This is a genomic window from Prevotella sp., assembly GCF_036570325.1.
Taxonomy (GTDB): domain Bacteria; phylum Bacteroidota; class Bacteroidia; order Bacteroidales; family Bacteroidaceae; genus Prevotella.
This window is the reverse complement of record NZ_DATCYK010000021.1, coordinates 1-5092: the sequence shown is the minus strand read 5'-3', so window position 1 is coordinate 5092 and position 5092 is coordinate 1. Positions and strand designations below refer to the sequence as shown.

The following is a 5092-nucleotide window of genomic DNA, read 5'->3' as shown; positions in this document are numbered from 1 at the left end:
CCTTAACTTTGCGTTATCGTTTTGTATATATACAAAAAACAAACACTTATGATTGAATATATCAAGGGCGAGCTCACCGATCTTACCCCTGCGGTTGCTGTTGTCGAAGCGGCAGGAGTGGGCTATGCGCTCAATATTTCGTTGACAACCTACAGTGCCATTCAGGGCAAGAAAGAGGTGAAACTCTTTGTTCACGAGTCGTTGGTGACAGGCGGTCGCGACGACAATTTCACGTTTTTCGGCTTCCAAAGCAAGCAAGAGCGGGCTCTTTATCGGCTTTTGATTACGGTATCGGGCGTCGGTGCCAACACGGCTCGTATGATGTTATCGTCCATGACGCCCGCCGAGCTGTGCAATGCCATAGCTATGGGCGACGAAAGGATGATAAAGAGCGTCAAGGGAATAGGCCTTAAGACGGCTCAACGCATTATTGTGGACCTGAAAGACAAGATTATCGCCAGCGGCATTGCCGACGAGCTACATCTTAACTCGCAGGAAGGCAGCGCGCCCATCGTCAATAACGACGTGAAGGATGAGGCCGTGGGAGCACTCACCATGTTAGGATTCTCACCCGCACCGTCGGCCAAAGTGGTGACGGCTATCCTGCAAGAACAGCCCGATATGGCCGTGGAAATGGTGGTGAAGGAAGCCCTCAAACGTATCAAGTAAAACTCTAAAGGGCTCGGGAATGATGAAACGAAACCGTAAATTGGCTACCATGGCTCTCCTTGCGACCTATGTCGTGAGCTATGCGATAGCCGTGCCGTTTCTCCATTCCCCTACTTCTACCCCCTCATCGGTCCACGCTTCGGCCGATACTCTTAAGCCTTCCTCCGACAGTCTGCCCACCGTGAAACCCCGATGGCGCGTACAACGTACCACACCCATTACCTATAACGACCTCGATTCGAGTGCGCTCGACCTGCGACAGCCCGCCAATCTGCATTACGAAGTGAGCTATAACGACTCCCTGAAGCGCTATGTTATTGGCACGAAGATAGGCGGTACGTATCTCGCAGCGCCCGTCATGATGACGCCCGATGAGTATATGAGGTGGTTGGATGCGCGCCGTCGCCATGCTTTTTTCAGGGCCAAAAACGATGACATTTACCAAAAGAAGGGCAAAGAGAAGTTCGATTTCAGCGATATGCGCTTTAACTTGGGCCCCGCGGAGAAGATATTTGGGCCCGGAGGCGTACGAATACGCACGCAAGGAACAGCCGAATTGAAGTTAGGAGGCAACATCAAGAAGATTGATAACCCATCGTTATCTATCCGAAATCGCAAAACTACGTCGTTGGAGTTCGACGAAAAGATAAATCTGTCGGTCAATGGTAAGGTGGGAGATAAGGTAAACATGAACCTTAACTACAATACTGACGCCACGTTTGACTTCGATACGCAGAATCTTAAGCTGCGTTACGACGGTAAGGACGACGATATTATCAAGTTGGTTGAGGCGGGCAACGTGGCTTTTCCCAGCAATTCGTCGCTCATTATGGGCGCCAACTCGCTCTTCGGCGTACGTACCGACATGCAGTTTGGCAGGTTGAAACTCCAAATGGTGGCCTCACAGAAACGCAGTTCGGCCAAGAGCGTGGCCTCAAAGGGTGGAGTGCAACTCACGTCTTTCGAGATAAACGCGGCCGACTATGAGGAAAACGCCCACTTCTTTCTCAGCCATCACTTCCGCGAACATTACGATGAGCACATGCGGAAGCTGCCCCATGTAACCACGGGGCTTACCATCAACCGTGTGGAAGTGTGGATAACAAACAAGTCGGGCACCACTACGGGCACCCGAGACATCGTGGCGCTCACCGATTTGGGTGAGAATCGGCAGGTCAGCAACAGCCTTTGGACCACATTGGGGCTGCCCGTTCCCGACAACAAAGCTAATTCCCAATACGCTACGCTCAATGCCAATACGGCCTTGCGTGACATCGATTACGCCTCAACGGCGCTTGAGGGGCAGGGCCTTGTAGGCGGTCAGGACTTTGAAAAGATAGCCCACGCCACCCTACTCGACCCTTCGGCCTACACCGTCAATACGTCCTTGGGCTATATTTCGCTCAAAACCAATCTGCAATCCGACCAAGTCGTGGCCGTGGCTTACGAATATACGTATGGCGGTCGCACCTATCAGGTGGGTGAATTTGCCACCGATAAGACCGATGTGGGGCAGGCTTTGCTCGTAAAAGCACTGAAAAACACGAGCAATAACCCGCTTCAGGCCAACTGGAAGCTCATGATGAAGAACGTATATAGGCTGGGTGACAGTGTGGAAAAGGACCGATTCAGGCTCGATGTGAAGTATCAGAGCGACACGACGGGCGTGTATCTCAACTATATTCCCGAGCCCCAAGTAAAGAATCACATGCTTATCAAAGCCTTGGGGGCCGACCGTCTCGACAATAACAATAACACTCAACCCAATGGCTACTTTGATTTCATCGAGGGATATACCATCAGCGACGGCCGAGTGTTCCTCCCTGAGACCGAACCTTTCGGCTCTTACCTCTATAACTACTTGACAAAGCAGGGCGTTTCGCCCCAAGTGGCCGCCAAATATGCCTTTACCGAACTTTACGAATCTACCCGCACGGCGGCCCGACAGATAGCCGAGAAGGACAAGTTTGTCCTCTCCGGCCGTTTCAGAGGCTCATCCGCAAACGTTATTTCCTTAGGAACTTTCGACGTACCACAAGGCTCTGTCGTCGTAACGGCGGGCGGAGTAAGGCTCAACGAAGGCACTGATTACACCGTAGACTACAGCGCCGGCGAGGTAACGATACTCAATAAGAGCATTCTTGACGCAGGAACGGCGGTCAATGTGTCATTAGAGAGCAACTCAGACCTTGGCCAAATGCGCAAGACTATGGTGGGATTGAACTGGCAATACGACTTTTCAAAGGACTTTCAGATAAGCGGTACGCTCCAACATCTGCAGGAACAAGCCATCATTAATAAGGTTTCGATGGGTGCCGAGCCCGTCAATAACACGTTGTGGGGTGTAAATGTCAACTGGAAAACCGAGAGTCAGTGGCTCACCAACATGCTTGACAAGATTCCTTTCTTACATCTTACACAGCCATCACACATCTCTTTGACCGGCGAATTCGCACAACTCATCGCCGGACAGACCAAAGGGACGCAGGATAACGCCTCTTATCTCGACGATTTTGAGAACTCCAAGTCGGCCATTGATGTGTCTTTACCCTCTTCTTGGTTCATTTCCAGCGTGCCATCGATGTTTCCCGAGCACAAGGAAAAGACCACTTTAGCCGCCGGTTACCATAGAAGCCGGCTTGCTTGGTACAATATTGACCCGTTGTTTACCCGCCGTAGCAGCTCACTTACGCCCGGCCACATCCGCAGTGACGTCGATCAACTGAGCAATCACTACGTTCGTGAGGTGTACATGCGTGAACTTTACCCCAACAGAGACTACAGCGCATACAACAGCGGGGGCGCTGCCAACACGCTGAACATACTCAACTTGGCCTATTATCCCGACGAACGAGGCCCTTATAACTTCAATCCCGACCTCAATCGGGACGGAACTTTGCGCCAACCGCAAAGACATTGGGGGGGCATGATGCGAAAACTCGACCTTAATGACTTTGAAACGGCCAACGTGGAGTACATCGAATTCTGGCTCCTCGACCCCTTTATATACAGTCGACAGCAAGCTGACGCGGCCGAATATGGCGGCGATCTCTACATTGATTTGGGCGAAATAAGCGAAGATATACTGCCCGATGGCAAGAAATTTTATGAAAGTGGCATGCCGGTGGACGGCTCCAACAGCTTCACTACTACCCAATGGGGCCGCATTCCCACACAAACGACCACGACGTATGCCTTTGCCACCTCGGCCGAAGCTCGACAATTACAAGACGTAGGCTTCAATGGCATGACCGATGAGCAGGAACGTTCGTTTGCCACTTACCAGCCTTTCCTCAATGAGATACGAGGAAAAGTGAGCCCGGAAGTGATGAACGACATCGTCAATGACCCTGCCAACGACAACTACCACTACTTTAGGGGCAGCGATCTTGACGAAAAGAAGGCCTCCATACTGCAACGGTATAAGTACATTAACAACCCTCAAGGCAACTCACCCGACAGCGAACAGCGCCAAGAACGCTACGACACATCCTATAAAACCACGCCCGACGTGGAGGACATCAACCAAGATTACACGCTCAATGAGTATGAAAAGTACTTTGAATACCATGTTTCGCTGCGTCCAAACGACTTAGAAGTGGGGCGAAACTTCATCGTTGACAAGCGCGAATACGCCGCTTCACTGCGTAATAACACGAAAGAAGTAGTCAATTGGTACCAATTCCGTATTCCCGTTAATGAGTTTGAGAAGCGCTTCGGCGCCATTTCAGACTTTACTTCCATCCGTTTCATGCGCATGTTTCTTACCGGTTTCAAGCGCCCCGTGGTGCTTCGATTCGGCAGCTTGGACCTTGTGAGGGGCGATTGGCGGCTCTATGAGCAGAATTTAGATAAGATAGCAGGCACCGGAAGCCTGAATGTAAGCGCCGTAAACATAGAAGAGAACGGCGAGAAACAGCCTGTCAACTATGTCGTTCCACCCGGAATAGACCGTATTCAGGACCCTGCGCAGCCCCAAGTGGTGATGAACAACGAGCAAGCGCTTGACCTTGTGGCCGAGAATTTGTCGGCAGGCGAGTCGAAAGCTGTCTATAAACACACCCACATAGACATGCGCCAATACCGCCAACTGCAAATGTTTGCCCACGCCAATGCCCTCCAGCAAGACGTAACTAACCTGCAAAACGACCAGCTAAGCGTATTTATTCGCTTGGGAAGTGACTACAAGAACAACTATTATGAGTACGAAGTGCCACTTAAACTGACAGCTCCGGGCCGCTACGACCTGCACTCCACGCCGCAAAGAGCCCTCGTATGGCCTGCCGAAAACATGATAAACATTCCCCTCCAGCTATTTACGACCTTGAAAAAGGAGCGCAATCGGGCGAAAACAATGGGCAACGCCTCCTTCACGGGTGAGTATTTCATGTACGACCCCGCCACTCCGAGCAACCGGGTAGCC

General features: G+C 51.3%; 2 protein-coding genes. Both read left to right on the top strand.

The window, feature by feature from the left end:
• Window positions 1-48: 48 nt before the first annotated feature.
• Window positions 49-669 (top strand): Holliday junction branch migration protein RuvA, encoded by a 621-nt coding sequence (ruvA, locus tag VIR50_RS01680; protein ID WP_331933416.1) that lies wholly within the window; start codon window positions 49-51, stop codon window positions 667-669.
• A gap of 22 nt (window positions 670-691) precedes the next feature.
• The coding region (gene sprA, locus VIR50_RS01675) for a T9SS outer membrane translocon Sov/SprA (RefSeq protein ID WP_331933417.1) at window positions 692-5092 on the top strand (4401 nt) is incomplete at its 3' end.

Excerpts from the sequence above, each read along its gene's own strand:
- ruvA (WP_331933416.1), top strand. The coding sequence starts at position 49 with ATGATTGAATATATCAAGGGCGAGCTCACCGATCTTACCCCTGCGGTT.